The 1,145-nt window shown below is 64.0% G+C and carries 1 protein-coding gene; it reads left to right on the top strand.

Annotated elements, in window-relative coordinates; all coding sequences use genetic code 11:
* Positions 1 to 192: 192 nt before the first annotated feature.
* Positions 193 to 1,122: an IS110 family transposase gene (locus E8M77_RS18475; protein WP_137132107.1), complete on the top strand. Its 930-nt coding sequence runs from the start codon at positions 193 to 195 to the stop codon at positions 1,120 to 1,122.
* Positions 1,123 to 1,145 lie beyond the last annotated feature (23 nt).

Below are 1,145 nucleotides of genomic sequence, written 5' to 3' on the forward strand. Positions count from 1 at the left end.
TCCCCTTGTAACTTCCCAAAAGCCGCATTCAGCGCTGTAATGCCTGGTGCGGTGGCGGATGGGAGACCGAGTGCCCTTTGGGACATCAAGCCCGTGGGAGAGCAAGGGTCTCCGTCCGCCGTTCCATCGAACCCGAACAGTCGCCAGGGCCGCTTGCGCAAGCAAAGTCCGTTTAGGCAAGGATGGGATAAGATGGATATTGTGGTCGGGATCGATGTGTCGAAGGATCGTTTGGATGTGGCCGTAGCGCCGTCCGGCCTGGTCTTCCAAGTGGAAAACACACAAGCCGGCATCGACGATCTGGTGCAACGCCTGCAGCCAATCGGCGCCGATGTGGTCGCACTGGAAGCCACCGGCGGCTTCGAGACGGCCGCCGTTGCAGGACTGTCCGCAGCCGGGTTTGCCGTAGTCGTGGTCAATCCGGCACAGGTGCGCGCCTATGCCAATGCGCTCGGCCGTCGGGCCAAGACCGACGCCATCGATGCGGCGGTGATCGCCGCTTATGTGTTGGCGACAAGGCCCGAGCTCCGACCGCTCAAGGATGCGGAAACCCAGGCGCTTTCGGCACTCGTTGCCCGCAGGCGGCAGATCGTCCAGATGATCGTGGCCGAGGAGAACCGGGAGCGCATGGCGCTCGCGAAAGAGGCGCAGAAGAGCATCAAGCGCCTGCTTGCAGCCCTCAGACGCGAGCTCGAAAGCCTCGACAAGGACCTCGACGATCAGATCCGCAAGTCGCCCGTCTGGCGGGTGCGCGAGACGCTGCTGACATCGGTGCCGGGCGTGGGACCGGCGACGGCACGCACGCTTCTCGCCGAGATGCCGGAACTGGGCAGCCTCGACCGGCGGCAGATTGCCTCCCTTGCCGGGCTCGCCCCCTGGACCCGCCAATCGGGCACGTGGAAAGGCAAGAGCTTCATCGGCGGTGGTCGGGGCAAGGTGCGGGCCGTGCTGTTCATGGCAGCCCTCGTCGCCAGTCGACACAACCCTGTGCTCAAGGCTTTCCGCGACCGTCTCGTCGCTGCCGGGAAACCCAAGATCGTCGCCGTCGTTGCCACCATGCGCAAACTGCTCACCATCCTCAACGCCATCATCCGGGACGAAAAACCATGGCAAAACGCTTGACTGCCAAGACAGTCGCTCTCCCC

Source organism: Rhizobium sp. FY34, assembly GCF_005222845.1.
Taxonomy (GTDB): domain Bacteria; phylum Pseudomonadota; class Alphaproteobacteria; order Rhizobiales; family Rhizobiaceae; genus Neorhizobium.

Coding starts and splice junctions, on each gene's coding strand:
- E8M77_RS18475 (WP_137132107.1), top strand. CDS start 193: ATGGATATTGTGGTCGGGATCGATGTGTCGAAGGATCGTTTGGATGTG.